The following is a 15,613-nucleotide window of genomic DNA, read 5'->3' as shown; positions in this document are numbered from 1 at the left end:
TTCCCGACGTCAGGCCGGATCCAGCTCGACCAGTGGCTGGTCGTACTCCACCGGCTGGCCGTCCTCGACGAGGATCGCGGCCACCCGCCCGGCCCGGTCGGCGGTCACCTCGTTCATCAGCTTCATCGCCTCGACGATCGCGACCGGCTGGCCGGGGCGGACCAGGTCGCCCACCGCGACGAACGGTCTCGCGCCGGGCTCCGGCGCGCGGTAGAAGGTGCCGACGATCGGCGCCCGGACCGCCGGACGCCCGGGAACCGGCGGCCGGATCAGCGCGGCCGGCGGGCCGGGCACGCGCGCGCCCCCCGACGGCGGGAAGCCGGCCGGTGGCGGTGCCGGGGGTACGTCCGGTCGGGCGGCCGGCTCGTCCGGGTGCCACTGGACGTCCAGCACCGTCGTCCCGCTGCGCAGCCGGATCCGACGCACCGGGCCGGGGAGTTCGGCGAGCAGGTGCCGCGCCTGTCGACGCAGCACGGCCAGCACCTCCTCGACGTCCGCGTCGGCCCCCGGTTGCCCGTCCGCCGGCTGACGTCCGGCCGGGAGGACAGTGTCGGCGGGCTCGGGGCCGGTCTGCGCCACGCGCCCGCCGTCCACGTCGACCCGGCCCTCGTCGGTGCGGACCTCGGCGTCCGGCCTACCGTTCGAGCTGTCCACTGTGGAGACCGTGGGCGCGGCGGTCATCGGGCACCCGCCCGGGCACCGGCGCGATTGGCGCCGAACCGGCGGAACCGCTGGCGGCGCAGGCGGACCAGCATGGCGGGCGGCACGTCCAGCAGCGGCAGCAGGTTCGCCAGCAGCGCGGCGCGCAGCCGTCGGGCGGTCTCCGCAGGGTCGTCGTGGGCGGCCGTCGCCGGTTCGGGGACGATCTCGTCGACGACGCCGAGACGACACAGGTCGGGCGCCGTCAGCCGGAGCGCGCGGGCGGCCTGCGGCGCGGCGGAACGGTCCGGCCAGAGGATCGCGGCGCAGCCCTCCGGGCTGATCACCGAGTACACCGCGTGTTGGAGCATCAGCACCCGGTCGGCGACGGCGAGGGCCAGCGCGCCACCGCTGCCGCCCTCACCGGTGATCACCGCGAGGACGGGGGTGGGCAGCACGGTGAGGGTGAGGATGTTCTCCGCGATGGCGGCCGCCTGGCCCTGCTCCTCGGCGCTGATCCCCGGGTCGGCGCCGGGGGTGTCGACGAGGGTGACCACCGGCAGGCCGAGGCGGGCGGCGAGCCGCATCAGTCGCAGCGCCTTGCGGTGCCCGGCGGGGCTGGCCATCCCGAAGTTGCGGGCGACCAGGTCGGCGGTGGTGTGCCCCTTCTGGTGGCCGATGACCATGACGTGCCGGCCGGCGAGCCGGGCGACACCGCCGACGATGGCGGGGCAGTCCCCGCCGAGCCGGTCGCCGTGCAGCTCGACGAACCCGTCGAAGACCGAGTCGAGATAGTCCAGGGTGGTGGGTCGACCCGGGTGGCGGGCCGTGCGCACGGTGTCCCACGCGTCACGTACCGCAGGTGTCGGGCCGTCGTCGGCCGGCAGGTGGCCGTCCGCCTCCGCCGTCGGGGTCGCGTCGGCCAGGCGTTCGTGGTGCCGCGCCGGCTCCTGACGGGGTACGGGTGCCCGCGCCGGGCGGCCGGCGCGGGCCGCGGCCAGCAGCGCCGCGAGTCGACCCCGCAGCGACCGGCGCTGCACCACCATGTCCACCTGACCGTGGCGCAGCAGGAAGTCGGCGGTCTGGAACCCCTCGGGCAACGCCCGGCCGGTGACCTGGCGGATCACCCGTGGTCCGGCGAAACCCATCCGGGCGCCGCTCTCGGCGAGCACCAGGTCGGTGTTGGTGGCGAACGACGCCGCCACCCCGCCGTAGGTCGGGTCGGTCAGCACGCTGACGGTGAGCAGACCCGCCTCGCGCAGCGCGGCGATGGCCTGGCTGACCGTGGCCATCTGCATCAGCGACAGGGCGCCCTCCTGCATCCGCGCCCCACCGGACGCGGTGACCAGGATCAGTGGCAGGCGATCGTCAAGCGCTTGCTCGGCGGTTCGGGTGATGAGCTCACCCACCGCGCAGCCGAGGCTGCCGCCGAGGAAGCGGAAGTCCATCACGGCCAGGGCGGCCGGTTGTCCGCCGATGGTGGCGGTGCCGCACAGGACCGCCTCGGCCAGGCCCGTGCTGACCCGCGCGGCGCTGAGCCGGTGCGGGTAGGGCAGCACGTCGACGAAGTCGAGCGGGTCCGCCTCGCTCGGCCGGTCGGGCAGGAGGCGCAGGGAGCCCGGGTCCACGAGCTGGCGCAGTCGTTCCGGGGCGCCGAGCCGGGTGTGTTCACCGCACTCCGGGCAGACGTCCAGGTTGCGGCGCAGCCGCTTGCGGTAGAGCAGGCTCGCACAGCCGGCGCAGCGGGACCAGAGTTGCTCCGCGGGCCCGGCGGTGGCGGTCACGAGCGCCCTCCGGCGTCCGGGGCGTCGAAGCGGTAGAAGCAGTGCGCCATCGCGTCGCGCGGTGAACGCCAGGTCGGCAGGTACGGCGAGACGTACGGCCGCAGCCGCTCGCTGACCCGGACGAACTCGGGGTGACCACGGGCGGACTCCACCGCCTCCTGCGCCGGATGCTCGGTGTCGAGCAGGTGCACGTAGAGGTCGTGCAGTCGGTACAGCGCGCGGTGCCGGACGCCGACCAGGCGCGGCAGCTCGGTCGCGTCCGACTCGGCGAAGATGTCCGCGACCTGTTCCTCGGCGGTCGGTACGACCTTCGCGACGATCAGCGATCGCTCCATGGCTGGGCCTCCCCCCACGGCGTCCGGGCCGGCCGGTGAACCTCCGGTCGCGCTGGACGACTGCCGCCACGATGCGGCAGTCGTCGTCACGGCGGCGTCACCGTGACGAACCGACCGTCGACGCTGCACGGTGACGCTGCGTTGACGCAACCTGTGTATGAGCTATGCGTCCCATGTGTGCATCACGAGCCAAAGGAATGACGTTTTACCAGTTCAGAACCGATCTCATGGTTGCTCGCGGTCGAGGGAAGGCCAACATCGGCGTTGACTCACCGTGACCATTATTGATAATCTTCACGGTGGTCAGCCCGGCGGCTCCGGCGGGCGGTGCCGCGTCTTCACAGCCGTGGTCGCATTCCATCGACGGGGTCGACGGTGGCGAGGCGGCAGCCGATCCGGGACACAGCAGACAGTCGGGACGAGCGTTCCGCAGGGGGTGCCGCCGTGGCCGTTGAGCCGTCCGTGCCGACCGCCGCAGGTCCCGGCGAGGCCGACCTCGCACTGCATCTGCTCGGCGGCTTCCGTCTCCTGCACGCCACCGCGCACATCGTGGTGCCGCGCGGCCTGCAACGGGTGATCGCGCTGATCGGGCTGCGTCCCGGCGCCACCCGCAGCCAACTGGCCGGGCTGCTCTGGCCCGACGTGTCGGAGGAACGGGCGCTGTCGTCGCTGCGTACCGCGCTGTGGCGGCTGCGGCAGGACCCGTGCTGCCCGATGGTCGTGGCCGGCGACACGGTCCGACTGGCCCCGGCGGTACGCCTCGACGTGGACGACCTCGTCCAGACGGCCGCCCGCGTCCGCAACGGCGACGACCCGCGGACCACCGCCGGCGCGCTCGCCGCCGGCCGGCACGACCTGCTGCCCGGCTGGTACGACGACTGGGTCCTGCTGGACCGGGAACGGTTGCGACAACTGCGCCTGCACATGCTGGAGCAGGTGGCCGCGCAGCACCTCGCGGCGGGCCGGCACGGCGAGGCGCTGGAGGCCGCGTTGGAGGCGATGGCCGCCGAGCCGCTGCGCGAGACGCCCCACCGACTGGTGGTACGCATCCATCTCGCCGAGGGCAACGCCTTCGAGGCGGTGCACGCCTTCTACGTCTACCGCGACCTGTTGCGCCGGGAGCTGCGCCTGGAGCCCAGCCCGGCGATGAGCGCCCTGCTCGACGACACGCTCGCCCCGATCCGGGCGGCCACCCGCCCCGCGACCGTCGGCCCGGTGACCGCCGCCCGGCCGTCACCGGCCGGGCGGCCCACGTGACGGTGACGTGACACACCCTGCGGCACGGTGGGCACAACGAGCACGTGACCACCGGCCCACGGGTCGGAACCGGCCACCGGCGGAAGGGTTCCCATGAGTCGTCTACTGATCGTCAGCCGGATCATCCCGGGCGCGGAGGAGCGGGTCGCCCAGATCTTCGCCGAGTCCGACGCCACCGAACTACCGGGTCTGACCGGCGTCACGCACCGGTCCCTGTACTGCCTGCACGACGTGTTCGTGCACCTCATCGAAACCTCGGACGTCGACCCGGGCGCGCTCGCCGCAGCCCGCAACCACCCGCTCTTTGCGCAGGTGAACGAGCGGCTCGCGGCCCACACCTCGCCGTACCTGTCGAGCTGGCGCTCCCCCCGCGACGCCATCGCCGACTGCTTCTACCGGTGGGACGCGGCCGACGTGGCAGCGCCCCACCCGGCCGGCTGACATGTCCGCCGCCGGACCGCACGTCCTGATCATCGGCGCCGGCACCGGAGGTCTGTGCCTCGCGCACGGGCTGCGCCGCGCCGGGATCAGCGTCGCCGTCTACGAACGCCACCGGCACAGCGCCGAAGGGCTGCTCGGTTACCGGGTGGGCATCGGCCCCACCGGCAGCCTGGCGCTGCGCGAGTGCCTGTCGCCGAAGCTGTTCGCCACGTTCCTGGCCACCTGCGCCCGACCGCCGAGCTACTTCAACGTCGTCACCCAGCGGCTGCGCCAGACCGCCTCGTTCGAGTTGCGGCCGGCCGTCGACCCGGTGCACACCGAACACTCGGTGGCCCGGATGGTGCTGCGGCAGGTGCTGCTGACCGACCTGGGCGACGTGGTGCGCTTCGACAAGACCTTCGTCCGGTACGAGCAGCACGACGACGGCACGGTCACCGCGCACTTCGCCGACGGGACCAGCGCCACCGGCGACCTGCTGGTGGCGGCGGACGGCACACACTCGGCGGTCCGCCGCCAGTACCTGCCACACGCGGTGACCCGCGACGCCGGCACCATCAACATCGCCACCCGCATTCCGCTGACGGCGCAGACCCGCGACCTCGTACCCGAGCGGGTCCGCAAGGGCATCTCGCTGATCTTCGGCGCCGGCGGGACCATGGGTGTGCTGCACGTGATGGAGTTCAAGTGGGACGCCGACCGGGCGATCAAGCCGGGCGTCAGCGACGACGACGCCGCCCTGCTGCGGGCCTGGTCCGGCCTGTCGGCGCAGACCAGCGCCGACTACATCAACCTGATCATCTGGAGCACGGCCCGCCGCTTCCCGGCCGACGTGCTGCAACGCCGAGGTGCGGACCTGATCCGCGTCGCCCTGGACCTCACCCCCAACTGGCATCCGCACCTGCGGGAGCTGTTGCGGATGAGCGATCCGGACAGCGCCCTGCCGATCAAGGTGAGCACGTCCGAGCCGACGCCGCCCTGGAAGAGCAGCACGGTCACGCTGCTCGGCGACGCCATCCACACCATGACGCCGGGGCGTGGGGTGGGCGCGAACACCGCGCTGCGCGACGCACGCCTGCTCTGCAAGCACCTCACCCGCGCCGCCGCCGGGGACACGACGCTGGTGCAGGCGGTCGCGGACTACGAGGCCGCCATGGTGCCGTACGGCTTCGCGCGGGTCGCCGACTCGCTGCACCGCAGCGGCACCAGCGGCGACGACCGGATGTACCGGCCGGTGGTGGGCCGACTCGCGCTGCTCGGTGCGCGCGGCTACTTCGGAGTGACCAGCTGGGTGCCCCCACTGCGGCGCCGCTTCGTCGACGACTTCCACACCTACGAGGGCGACCAGGACTGAACGCGGCACCACCGACCCGGGCACGGCGACAGGCGCCGGCCCGGGTCGCTTCGTGTGCGGGGTCCGGCCCTGGTCGTCGCGCGCATCGGTGGCGTGGCCGCTGCCTGTCGCGTCCTGTCGGGGCTGCGACGCTGCGTCACCCGCCGGGCACCCCACGGGGTGACCGTCCCGACGGCCGGTCCTCTCTGTCGTCGGCAAAGCGCGTGTGCAAAGCTGCGGCGAGTTTTTCTCGTGACTTATTCGACGAGCAGAGAGGGAGGTTCGCCGTGGAGTGGTCTATCGGACACTCGCTGATAGTGGTACTGGCGTTGTTGCTGGGCCTGGCCGCCGGATGGTTGCTGCGCGGCCGGCAGGACACGCGGGCCAGCGGGCGGGGTCAGTCGATCGTGGACGGTGACCCCGTCGCCGGCCTGGCCGTGATCGACGCTCCGGTGCCGCCGGCCGCCACCGACGAGTCCACCCCGGCGGCGGCCGTGGACGCTCCCCCGGCCGCGGTCAGCGAGGAGCCGGTCCCGGTGGACACGGTCAGCGCGCCGGCCGCGGTGACCACGCGTGACGACTCCGCCCCGGACGCCGTCGACACAAGCGACATGGCCCTCACCGACGCGCCGCCGCCCGCCCCCGAGCGGACCGGCGCGGTCGACGAGGTGCCCGCGTTCACGACGGACCCCGAGCCGGTAGCGGTCGACGAGCAGCCCGCCCCGGCGACCGTGATCGCCCCGCGCCAGCCGATGGACGACAGCACCGACACCCTGCCGTCCGAGGCGTCCCACGCCGAGGTGACCCCTGCGGAGGTCCCGCAAGCGGAGACCAGCCCGGCCGAGACCACCGACGTCGAGACCAGCCCGGTCGAGACCAGCCCGGCCGCGACCAGCCCGGCGGACACCGCCGACGCCGGGACCGACCCGGCGGAGGCCCCGCAGACCGAGACCACGTACACCGAGGTCACCCCGGCCGAGGCGGCGCCGGCGGTCGCGGCGGTCGCGTCCTCGGCGGACGTCGAGGACGCCGAGCCGGTGCGGGCCGCCCCGCCGGTACGGACGGCCGACACCACGGCGACGCAGGTCGACACCGAGCCGACGGGCCCGGCGGACGACTTCCGCCGGATCCAGGGGGTCGGGCCGAAGATGGCGGCCGCCCTGCAGGCGGCCGGCGTACGCACCTACCGCCAGCTCGGCGAGCTGGACGAGCCGGCGCTGCGCGACCTGATCCGGGCCGCCGGTCTGCGTGCGGCACCCGCGCTGGCCACCTGGCCGCAGCAGGCGCGGGTGCTGGCCGGCGCCGGTGACCAGGCGACAGCGGTGTTGCCGGGCGGCAGCCAGGGCTGAGTGCCGACAGCGAACCCCCGGGGCCGCCCGTCTTCTCGACGGTCGGGCCCGGGGGTTCCGTCGTTTCAGCGGAGCGGACGGGGCCCCTCCCCGGTCGGGGGACGACCGGACGAATCCCCACTGGCGTGGCCGGCCGCCGGCTAGCGTCCGTCAAGGTGGGCCGGACGGCTCGCCGAGTCCACCGGCACCGCGGGAGCGATCGTGCAGTACTCCGCGCCGGAGCCCGGGCACCGCAAGACCCGACCGCCGGTGCGCGACCCGGACGCCCCCCGCCGGGTGACGCTGCTCGAACTCTTCTTCGACCTGGTGTTCGTGGTCGCGCTCGCGCTCATCTCGCGCGGCATGGTCAACCAGCTCGACTGGCATCGGGCCGGCCAGTCGTTGATCCTGCTGGCCGCCGTCTGGTGGACGTGGGCGATCACCACCCTCGTCACCGACCTGTACGACCCGGAACGCACCGAGATCAAGCTGCTGATCAGCGCCGTCATGTTCGGCGCCCTGCTGATGACCACCGCGATCCCGGAGGCGTTCGGCGCACGGGGAATCGTCTTCGCCGCCACGTACGTGACCATCCACCTCGGGCGCGGGCTGTTCCTGATGCCTGCCGTGCGCCGGGAGCCGCAGACCCAACGCAGGGCCGTGCGCATCTTCGTCTGGTTCGCGGTGTCGGCGATCCCCTGGATCATCGGCGCGTTCGTCAGCGGCGACGCCCGGCTGGCCTGCTGGGCCATCGCGCTCGCCATCGACTACAGCGGCTTCCGGCTCGCGTACCCGGTGCCCGGGTTGGGGGTGGTGCCCGAGCCGCAGCGCAACGTCACCGCCGAGCATCTCTCCGAGCGGTACCAGCAGTTCTTCATCATCGCCCTCGGCGACGCCATCCTGACCATCGGCACCATGTTCAACCTGGCCCACTCCGAGGCGCAGAACATCGCGTCGTTCGCCGTGGCGTTCGCGACCACCCTGCTGCTCTGGCGGATCTACGTCCACAAGTCCGGCCAGCTGCTGCCGACGGCCATCAAGATGTCCGGAGCGCCGGGCAAGTTCCTGTTCACCGCGCCGTACACCCACCTGCTGATGATCGCCGGGGTGGTGGTCACGGCCTCCGGGTTCGACCTGGTGCTGCACGACGACCCCGGCCGTACGCCGCCGGCCTGGGCGGCGGTGATCCTGGGCGGCCCGGCGCTGTTCCTGGTCGGTCGGTCCTCATTCGAGTACGAGGTGTTCAGCCGGGTGTCGCCGTCGCGGGCCGGCGGTCTCCTGGCGTTGCTGACGATCGCACCGGGGGTGCTGTACCTGCCGCCGTTGTGCGCCTCCCTCGGCGCCCTGCTGGTGCTGGTCGGCGTCGCGTACGCCGACTACCGCCGCAGCCGCGGCAAACCGCCGGAGGCTCCCGCTCCGCCGCACTGAGCCGCCGCGGGGCACCACCCGGCCGACCGGCGGTGGCTCACACCAGCGCTCCCGCGTACCCCCGGACCTGCAACCGTTGTCCGGCGGCGGTACCGAGGCGCACCTGAAGGCCCAGCGGTGCGGCCGCCCGGCGCACGTCGTCCAGGTGCAGCGAACCGTGCCGGTCCACGGTCAGCACCGGCGGCTCCTCCAGCTCGCACTCCGGCGCGTGGAAGGAGAGCAGGGTCACCGACGTGGTGAGGTAACCGGGGTAGGCGGCACGGGCGGCCGCCTCGTCCGGGTGGGCCAGCACCAGCAGGTCGTCGAGGTGGGCAAAGTCGGCGGCGAGCGCGCCGGCCTTCCAGTGCGCCGGCTCCTCGACGGCCCCGGTGTGGTGCCGGGACCGGTTCGCCGACGTGATGTACAGGTGATCGGTGCCGGTCTCGGCGAGTGCCCGCTCGAAGAACGTGTTGGACGGGCAGGTCAGACCGGGGGCGATGACCTGGGTGGTACGCAGGCCGCGGTCGAGCTGGGTGACGTGCTCGGGCAGCCGGTCGGCGGCGGGGCCCCGGAAGCCGAACGGCCCGGCGCCGTAGAGGGCGTCCATCAGCGCCCGCACCCGGGCGATCGGCAACCGGGGCGAGACCCTGGACCAGTCGAACATTCCCGGGATCCGCCCGATGGCTGTGGTGATGCTGCCGACCTGGTGGACCGGGCGGCCCTTGGCTAGGTTGACCCGGCCGACGGTGGCCGCGTCGGGCCGGGTGACTATCGCGTAGAAGTTGGCGAACGCCACCGCGACGACCGCGCCGCCGGCGAGCGCGCGGGCCGCGACCGCGACGTCCTCGGGGCGGTCGATGTACAGGGACGGGGTCGGGGCGTTCATGGGTCCTCCTCGGCGGGGCCGTGACGCAGTTCTACGTCCGGTGGCCCGCCCGGGGGCCGGGTCGGTCGGCGATCCGATAGCCGACGGTCGGTACGCGATGCGGGCGGCCGATGCCGGTGCGGTACCGACGGCGGACGGCATCGGCCGGACGGATGATCCGGCGGGGGTGTCGGACGCCCACCGTTAGCCGCGCGACCCGATTGGGTACAACGCCTGCACCTCAGATCCACCACATTCCTTCAGGAGGCAGCGATGCGCGGCACCTCGATACTCGGAGTCATCGTCGTGATCTGGCTGGTGATCGGCGCCATCGCCGGCGGTCAGCGGGGCTACTACAGCGGCGACGACACCAACTGCGCCGAGGCCGGCACGATCCTGGTCACCATCGTGGCCGGACCGCTGAACTACATCGGGGCCAACCCCAAGGTCGACTGCAAGCTGCCCGAGCCGTCCAAGTAGGACGCGTACGCGACCCACCGGCCCGCGCCCCTTCAAACGGGGCGCGGGCCGTCCGCTGTCCAGGGTCCGGGGGCGCCGCCACACCGCGTAGGGCGTCCTAGGAGGCTGGTTTGGACGCGGGACGGCGTTTGTCGGTCCCGCAGGCGGGAACCGACCCGGGTCAGCTGGCGGACGGAATCGGGAGCGTGCCATGCAGATCGGCTACAAGCTCGCCTCGGAGGGCTTCGGACCGCAGGAGATCATCCGCCAGGCCGTCCGGGCCGAGGAGGCCGGTTTCGACTTCGTCGAGATGAGCGACCACTTCCACCCCTGGCTGAACGCGCAGGGCCACTCGTCCTTCACCTGGAGCGTGCTCGGCGCGATCGCGGCGCGCACCACCACGCTGGGCCTGGCCACCGGCGTGACCTGCCCGACCGTGCGCTACCACCCGGCGATCATCGCGCAGGCGGCGGCGACCATGGCGCTGATCTCCGACGGACGTTTCACCCTCGGCGTCGGGGCCGGCGAACGGCTCAACGAACACGTCGTGGGCCAGGGCTTTCCCAGCGTGCGGGGCCGGCACGAACGACTGCGCGAGGCGCTGGAAATCATCCGGTTGCTCTGGCAGGGCGGCTACCAGTCGTACGAGGGACGACACCTGCAACTGGAGGACGCCCGGGTCTTCGACCTGCCGGACACCCCGCCGGTGATCGCGGTCGCGGCGAGCGGCGAGGCATCGGCCCGGCTCGCCGCCGAACTCGGCGACGGGCTGTTCGCCACCGATCCGGACCCCTCGATCGTCGAGCACTACCGGCGTGCCGACGGGTCGGGCCCGCGCTACGCAGAGGTGCCCCTGGCCTGGGCCACCGACGAGCAACAGGCGGTGCAGGCGGTGTTGCAGACCAGCCGGTGGATGGTCACCGGTTGGAAGGTGATGAGCGAGCTGCCGAATCCGGTCAACTTCGACGCGGCCAGCGCGCACGTGGAGGAGAAGCACATCCGCGAGCTCTTCGCCGTCGGCCCCGACCCCGAGCCGCACGTGGCGAAGGTCCGGTCGTACGTCGACGCCGGCTTCGACCACATCGTGCTGCAGAACGCCGGTGGCGACCCCGACGGCTTCCTCGACTTCTTCGCCGCCGACCTCTCCGGCCGGCTGCGCTCGCTGAGCTGAGCCTGCCAGCTCGGACGCTGGACCGACCGCGGTCGGGGCGCGGCGTGCGACCACGCCGGCAGCGGCGCACGGGGAACGCCCGCCCGCCCGGACGGTTGTCCGGGCGGGCGGGCTCAGGATGGCTGCGCTCGGGACGAGGCGCGCGGATCGACGCCTCAGCGGAAGCAGTGCGCGATCGGCACCGCGCTGCCCTCGCAGTTGGTCGGCTCGTTCTCGACGACCACGCTCTCATCGTCGATCTTGACCTGGGCGTGCTCGGCGAAGATGCCGCCGGGCTTCACCGTGGCCGCGTTGTGGGTGACCTTGCTCGTGTAGAGCGCCACCGAGCCGGCGGTGGCGTAGATGCCGCCGCCCTTGGACGTCGCGCCGACCGCCTCGTTGCCGGTCACGTCGCTGCCGCGCACGAGCAGGTTGGACTTCTCGGCGTAGATGCCGGCCCCGATGCCGTGCGTGGTGTTGCCGGCGACCACGCTGTCGTCCAGGGGCAGCAGGCCCTTGACTGTGGAGATGGCCCCGCCGTTGACGGTGGAGGTGTTGCCGCGGATGGTCATCTTGCGCATCACCAGCACCGCGTCGGAGTTGGCGGCGCCACCGCCGACCTGTGCGGTGTTGTTCAGCAGCTCGGTGTCGTACACCTTGGTGCGGGCCGAGAAGCTGGCCAGCCCGCCGCCCTGCGCGGCGCTGTTCTCGGCGAGCGTGGTGGTGTCCACGTCCGCCGCGCCCCGGTAGTTGCCGAGCCCGCCGCCGTAGCCGTTGGCGCTGTTGTGGCGGAACTCCGAGCGCTTCAGCGTCAGCACGCCGCCGTTGAGCAGGCCCCCGCCCTTGCCCGCGGCGCCGGAGGCGCTGTTGCCGATGAAGGTGGAGTCGGTGACCACCATGTTGCCGTCGTTGAAGATCCCGCCGCCGCCGCCCTCGGGCGAGAGCGAGGTGCTCTGGGTGACAGTCACCCGCTCCACCACTGCCGTCGCGCCGTGCACGACGTGCACGCTGCCGCCCTCGATGGCCGAACGGCCGTTGTGCAGCTCGACGTCGCGCAGGGTCAGCTCGCCACCGTCGCGGACGGTGAAGAAGCGGAACGGCGCGGCCTGGGCGTCGCGGGCGATCGTCGCGCCGGCGCCGTCGATGGTGATGGCCTGGTAGATCACCGGTAGACCGGACGTGTCGTCGGCCGGGTCGTGCGGCGGGGCGTCCGCGTCGCCGGGGGTTTCCGCCGCGTCGGCCTGCTCCCGGGCGTCGCGGATCCCGCCGTCGTACTGGTCGGTCTCGTGGAACGCCTCGGTGAGCGTGTACCGGCACCGGGGCGCGAGCCGCAGTTCCCCGCCGCCCTCCGCGTTGGCCGCCACCAGCGCGGCCACCAGCTTCGCCGCGTCGCACGGCACCTCGACCACGCCGCGCTTGCCGGTGCCCGGGGTGTGCGGTCGGGCCCGCTCGGCGTCGTCGCCGTCACGCTCCGGCCCGGAGCGGTCGTCGTCCCGCCGGTCGTCGTCGCGGCTGGCCGCGCTGGTCAGCCTGTCCAGGCCCGGGAGGGAGAGGTCGCGGTCGGCCGCCGCGGCAGCGCCGGCCGCTCCCACCACCAGGCTCCCGGCCAGGAGCCCGCCGGCTAAGAACCATCGGGACCGCCGTCGGGGTCGTGCTGGGCGGTCTCCTCCTCGGTACGTGGACATCAGGTGCCTGCCTTCCTGGGTACGTGACGGTCCACGCCAATCGGGGCGTGGGGTGCTCGACGTGCCGCCGACCACCAAAGGTCACCATATGACCGCAATCCGGACAGGAAGGTGTGAACGTGAATAGTGCTGCCATTCATCTTTAACGACACCAGACGGTGCGTGCGGTCACCCGCCGACGTGGATGCCCGGCCGGCGCAGCGGGTCCGGCTCGGTACGGCGGATGATCTCCCGTACCACCGGCGGGGTGTCCCCCCGGCCGAGGATCAGGTAGCGCAGCAGGTGCGCGATCGGGCTGCCCTCGGACCACTCGAAGTGCGCGTGCGGGCGTACCCCGGTGGCGTCGCGCAGCGCCAGCAGGATCGCGGCGATCGCGTTCGGCGCGGCCGGACTGCTGGCCCGCAGCACCCGAAAGCCCGCCACCTCGACGCCGTGCACCCGCAGCACCTGGCTGAACCCCGACGGATCCACCACGTCGATCTCCAGGAACAGCACGTCCGCGGCCCCGGGCACCGGGTTCATGCCCCGCTGCGCCCGCTCCTTGATCGTGTACTCCTTCACCGAGCCGCTCTGGCGCTTGTTCGCGATGAGGTGCAGCTGCCCGTCATGAGCCAGCGACTCGGCGACGAACCGGCGGGCCGGCTCGTCGAACTCGATCCGCTCCGCGCGCAGCTCCGTCGTCCGGGTTACCCGGGAGATCAGCGACACCACGATGATGCCGAGGATGAACAGCGCCGAGATGGTGATCCCGTCCGGCTGCTCGACGACGTTCTCCAGCAGCGCGTACAGCAGCACCAGGGTCAGCACCGTGAAGCCGATGCCGGCGACGCGCTGGCGGTGCCGGACCGCGGAGATGGTCACCGCCACCGCGCCGGAGACCATCATCGCCAGGATGCCCGTGGCGTACGCCCCGGCCTGGGCGTTGACGTCGGCCCGGAACGCGATCGTGATGGCGACGCTGACGACGGTGTAGACGACCACCACGGGGCGTACCGCGCGCGCCCACTCCGGGGCCATGCCGTACGAGGGCAGGTAGCGCGGCACGATGTTGATCAGCCCGGCCATGGCCGACGCGCCAGCGAACCAGAGGATGAGCACGCTGCTCACGTCGTAGACGGTGCCGAACACCTCGCCGAGATAGGTGTGCGCCAGAAAGGCCAGCGCCCGACCGTTCGCGGGGCCGCCCGGGCGGAACTCGGCAGCGGGAATGAGCGCGGTGGTCACGAAGGTCGTCGAGATCAGGTACACCGACATGATCAGCGCGGCGGTGGTGAGCAGCCGGCGGGTGTTGCGGATCCGGGCGGCCAGCCGGGCCGGCCGGTCCGGGCCGTCGGCCGACACCAGCGGCATCATGCTGACACCGGTCTCGAAGCCGGACAGCCCCAGCACCAGCAGCGGGAACGCCAGCACTGCCGTGAGCAGGACGTGACCCGGCCCGCCGCCGGCGGTCAGCGCGGTCGTCCAGTCCGACACGATGGCGGGGTCCTCGACGATCCGGGTCACCGCGACCACCACGATCACCGCGTTGAGGACGAGGAAGACCGCCACCAGCGGGATGGCCACCACGACGGCCTCGCGGAAGCCGAGCAGGAACACGCCGCCGAGGACGAGCAGCAGCGCCACGGTGACCAGCACCGGCACCGCCGGGCCGTGCAGGGCGTCCGGCAGGTACGGGTTCTCCAGCAGGTGCACTGTGGCGTCGGCCGAGGACAGGGTGATCGTGATGATCCACGAGGTGGCCACGAACCCGAGCAGCACGAGCACGAAGATCTTGCCCCGCCAGAACGGCAGCAGCCGCTCCAGCATCGCCACCGAGCCCTGCCCGTGCGGGCTCTCCTGGGCCACCCGGCGGTACATGGGCAACATGCCGAACAGGGTCAGCGCGACGATCAGCAGGGTCGCCAGCGGGGACAGCGCGCCGGCCGCCACCGCCGCGATGCCCGGCAGGTACGACAGGGTCGAGAAGTAGTCCACGCCGGTCAGGCACATCACCTGCCACCACGCGTGCCTGCGGTTCTGCCCCTCGGCCGTCTCCGGGCCCGGCGGCTGCACCTGGTGTTCGAAGAGCCACCGCCGCAGCGGGCTGGCCGGCGGCGCCGACCGGGCCGGGCTGTCGACCCGCTCGGGCACCACGACACCCTGACGGCCGCCGGAGTGCGGGCGGGCCGGGTCGCGGGCGGCGCGCAGCGCCGGGTCCGGTCCGGTAGGCGTATGGCGGCGTCCGCTCCAGCGTCGCGGTCTCGCCCGGTGCTCGTCAGCCATCGCCCGTCCCACCCTCGCAGGTCCTGCTCCGACGGTAGGTGGTGCGCGGCGGTCCGACCGGCGGAACCGGGTACGCGGATGGCCTACTCAGGGCAGGTCCTCATCCGGCGAGCAGCCGCGCCAGGGCCGGTGGGTCGGCGACGGTGACGGTGGCCGCCGGATGCCGGAGCCGGCCGCCGGGCGCCAGGGCCGGCACCGGTACGCCGAAGCGCAGGCAGACCCCGCCCGCCGTGCTGCTGCCGAAGCTCACGCCGCGGTCGACCATCGACAGGCGGGGGCCGATCACCCGCCACCAGCGGTACGGACCGCTCAGCTCGGCGCCGATCACGTTGTCCCGGCCGGTGCGCAGCCGCCACGGCCCGTACCGGATCACCAGGTCCTGGTCGGTGACGGTGACCCAGGCCGTCGCCGGCCGGACGCCCAGCAGCGCCAACGGCGGACGGAACGCCGGGTCGAAGCGGAACGGGAACCGGGCCGCAGCGGCGCTCATCGCGCCCCGGGTCGGGCGTCGGGTCGCGGCACCGGGCCGCCCGGCCGTAGCGGTCCGGGCCGCGCGGGGCGGGGTCGGGCGGCGGGGCGGCGCCGGGCCAGGACGGTCATGGCGCGGGCGTACCCCGTAGGAGCCAACCAACACCCCTTGGCCGGTGTCAGATCGGAAGAGCGTCGTGTAG

At 73.1% G+C, this 15,613-nt stretch carries 14 protein-coding genes; 7 read left to right on the top strand and 7 right to left on the bottom strand.

Annotated features, from left to right (window positions below; translation table 11 throughout):
• Positions 1–9: 9 nt before the first annotated feature.
• The 3 genes from B0E54_RS20275 to B0E54_RS20265 are packed head-to-tail and all read right to left on the bottom strand — an operon-like array spanning position 10 to position 2,758.
• Complete coding sequence (locus B0E54_RS20275; protein WP_234587061.1) at positions 10–681, bottom strand: biotin/lipoyl-containing protein; 672 nt, start codon at positions 679–681, stop codon at positions 10–12.
• Positions 678–2,423 carry an acetyl-CoA carboxylase carboxyltransferase subunit alpha gene (locus B0E54_RS20270; RefSeq protein ID WP_234587059.1) on the bottom strand — a complete coding sequence of 582 codons (1,746 nt, stop codon included), beginning with the start codon at positions 2,421–2,423 and terminating at the stop codon, positions 678–680. The genes B0E54_RS20275 and B0E54_RS20270 overlap by 4 nt, the downstream gene beginning before the upstream one ends.
• Positions 2,420–2,758: a TcmI family type II polyketide cyclase gene (locus B0E54_RS20265; RefSeq protein ID WP_234587057.1), complete on the bottom strand. Its 339-nt coding sequence runs from the start codon at positions 2,756–2,758 to the stop codon at positions 2,420–2,422. The genes B0E54_RS20270 and B0E54_RS20265 overlap by 4 nt, the downstream gene beginning before the upstream one ends.
• 444 nt (positions 2,759–3,202) lie before the next feature.
• Between B0E54_RS20265 and B0E54_RS20260 the strand changes: the two genes are divergently transcribed.
• The 5 genes from B0E54_RS20260 (at position 3,203) to B0E54_RS20240 (ending at position 8,542) form a co-directional block, all read left to right on the top strand.
• On the top strand, positions 3,203–4,015 hold the full coding sequence (locus tag B0E54_RS20260; protein WP_234587055.1) for a BTAD domain-containing putative transcriptional regulator: 813 nt from the start codon (positions 3,203–3,205) through the stop codon (positions 4,013–4,015).
• A gap of 93 nt (positions 4,016–4,108) precedes the next feature.
• A complete protein-coding gene (locus tag B0E54_RS20255; RefSeq protein ID WP_234587053.1) occupies positions 4,109–4,456 on the top strand; it encodes a TcmI family type II polyketide cyclase in 348 nt (115 codons plus the stop codon).
• Position 4,457: 1 nt separating this feature from the next.
• Entirely contained in the window at positions 4,458–5,807 is a 1,350-nt protein-coding gene (locus B0E54_RS20250) for an NAD(P)/FAD-dependent oxidoreductase (RefSeq protein WP_234587051.1), read from the top strand.
• A gap of 266 nt (positions 5,808–6,073) precedes the next feature.
• Positions 6,074–7,135, top strand: a complete 1,062-nt coding sequence (locus tag B0E54_RS20245; RefSeq protein ID WP_234587049.1) for a hypothetical protein — start codon at positions 6,074–6,076, stop codon at positions 7,133–7,135.
• A 201-nt stretch (positions 7,136–7,336) separates the two neighbouring features.
• Positions 7,337–8,542 carry a low temperature requirement protein A gene (locus tag B0E54_RS20240; protein ID WP_234587047.1) on the top strand — a complete coding sequence of 402 codons (1,206 nt, stop codon included), beginning with the start codon at positions 7,337–7,339 and terminating at the stop codon, positions 8,540–8,542.
• Positions 8,543–8,579: 37 nt separating this feature from the next.
• Here B0E54_RS20240 and B0E54_RS20235 read toward each other — a convergent pair whose 3' ends face one another.
• Entirely contained in the window at positions 8,580–9,407 is an 828-nt protein-coding gene (locus tag B0E54_RS20235; protein WP_234587044.1) for a hypothetical protein, read from the bottom strand.
• A gap of 252 nt (positions 9,408–9,659) precedes the next feature.
• Here B0E54_RS20235 and B0E54_RS20230 point away from each other — a divergent pair, with 252 nt between their 5' ends.
• Complete coding sequence (locus B0E54_RS20230; RefSeq protein ID WP_007460667.1) at positions 9,660–9,866, top strand: hypothetical protein; 207 nt, start codon at positions 9,660–9,662, stop codon at positions 9,864–9,866.
• A gap of 190 nt (positions 9,867–10,056) precedes the next feature.
• Positions 10,057–11,016: a TIGR03557 family F420-dependent LLM class oxidoreductase gene (locus B0E54_RS20225; protein ID WP_234587042.1), complete on the top strand. Its 960-nt coding sequence runs from the start codon at positions 10,057–10,059 to the stop codon at positions 11,014–11,016.
• 155 nt (positions 11,017–11,171) lie between these two features.
• Here B0E54_RS20225 and B0E54_RS20220 read toward each other — a convergent pair whose 3' ends face one another.
• The 3 genes from B0E54_RS20220 to B0E54_RS20210 all read right to left on the bottom strand — a co-directional run bounded on the left by B0E54_RS20220 (position 11,172) and on the right by B0E54_RS20210 (position 15,432).
• Complete coding sequence (locus tag B0E54_RS20220) at positions 11,172–12,680, bottom strand: hypothetical protein (RefSeq protein ID WP_234587040.1); 1,509 nt, start codon at positions 12,678–12,680, stop codon at positions 11,172–11,174.
• Positions 12,681–12,848: 168 nt separating this feature from the next.
• Complete coding sequence (locus B0E54_RS20215; RefSeq protein WP_234587036.1) at positions 12,849–14,942, bottom strand: amino acid transporter; 2,094 nt, start codon at positions 14,940–14,942, stop codon at positions 12,849–12,851.
• A 100-nt stretch (positions 14,943–15,042) separates the two neighbouring features.
• A complete protein-coding gene (locus B0E54_RS20210) occupies positions 15,043–15,432 on the bottom strand; it encodes a hypothetical protein (protein WP_234587034.1) in 390 nt (129 codons plus the stop codon).
• Positions 15,433–15,613: the final 181 nt, after the last annotated feature.

Origin of the sequence: Micromonospora sp. MH99 (genome assembly GCF_021442385.1) — a bacterium.
GTDB lineage: Bacteria > Actinomycetota > Actinomycetes > Mycobacteriales > Micromonosporaceae > Micromonospora.
The sequence above is the reverse complement of the archived record's forward strand: the minus strand, read 5'-3'. Positions and strand labels throughout refer to the sequence as shown.

What these genes read in the sequence shown, in the direction of transcription:
- B0E54_RS20275 (WP_234587061.1), bottom strand. Translation starts at nt 681, where the DNA reads ATGACCGCCGCGCCCACGGTCTCCACAGTGGACAGCTCGAACGGTAGG.
- B0E54_RS20265 (WP_234587057.1), bottom strand. Translation starts at nt 2,758, where the DNA reads ATGGAGCGATCGCTGATCGTCGCGAAGGTCGTACCGACCGCCGAGGAA.
- B0E54_RS20255 (WP_234587053.1), top strand. Translation starts at nt 4,109, where the DNA reads ATGAGTCGTCTACTGATCGTCAGCCGGATCATCCCGGGCGCGGAGGAG.
- B0E54_RS20250 (WP_234587051.1), top strand. Translation starts at nt 4,458, where the DNA reads ATGTCCGCCGCCGGACCGCACGTCCTGATCATCGGCGCCGGCACCGGA.
- B0E54_RS20235 (WP_234587044.1), bottom strand. Translation starts at nt 9,407, where the DNA reads ATGAACGCCCCGACCCCGTCCCTGTACATCGACCGCCCCGAGGACGTC.
- B0E54_RS20230 (WP_007460667.1), top strand. Translation starts at nt 9,660, where the DNA reads ATGCGCGGCACCTCGATACTCGGAGTCATCGTCGTGATCTGGCTGGTG.
- B0E54_RS20225 (WP_234587042.1), top strand. Translation starts at nt 10,057, where the DNA reads ATGCAGATCGGCTACAAGCTCGCCTCGGAGGGCTTCGGACCGCAGGAG.
- B0E54_RS20220 (WP_234587040.1), bottom strand. Translation starts at nt 12,680, where the DNA reads ATGTCCACGTACCGAGGAGGAGACCGCCCAGCACGACCCCGACGGCGG.
- B0E54_RS20215 (WP_234587036.1), bottom strand. Translation starts at nt 14,942, where the DNA reads ATGGCTGACGAGCACCGGGCGAGACCGCGACGCTGGAGCGGACGCCGC.
- B0E54_RS20210 (WP_234587034.1), bottom strand. Translation starts at nt 15,432, where the DNA reads ATGAGCGCCGCTGCGGCCCGGTTCCCGTTCCGCTTCGACCCGGCGTTC.